Genomic DNA, 300 nt, shown 5'->3' with positions numbered 1-300 from the left:
TACTTAAACTGCACCTTAATAAGCTCTGATTTCCAAAGAAATTACCCAATCTTTTCTTCATGTAACACAGCATATTCCCAAGATTCTAACAATCCATCTACTAAATCATCTAATCTTTTCAAAAAAAAAGCAGAAACGTAAGATAAGTCAATTTCTGGTGCTTGTAAAATGATTTGTTCTAAATATCCACGGCATATGCCTTCTACCATAATGACTAAATCTAATAAATAAGGCATAACCTTTTCACCATAAATAGACAATAAACAATTCCGATAAAATGCGTGAGACTCTAACTTCTTC

1 pseudogene is annotated in these 300 nt (G+C 31.3%); it reads right to left on the bottom strand.

The features are described 5' to 3' along the window. Positions 1–44 precede the first annotated feature (44 nt). Positions 45–300 (bottom strand): annotated as a pseudogene (locus ACSG5Z_RS30745) (TetR/AcrR family transcriptional regulator); the annotation flags it as partial.

Source organism: Bacillus pretiosus, from assembly GCF_051294775.1.
Classification (GTDB): Bacteria; Bacillota; Bacilli; order Bacillales; family Bacillaceae_G; genus Bacillus_A; species Bacillus_A wiedmannii.
This window is presented reverse-complemented; position numbering and strand designations above follow the sequence as displayed.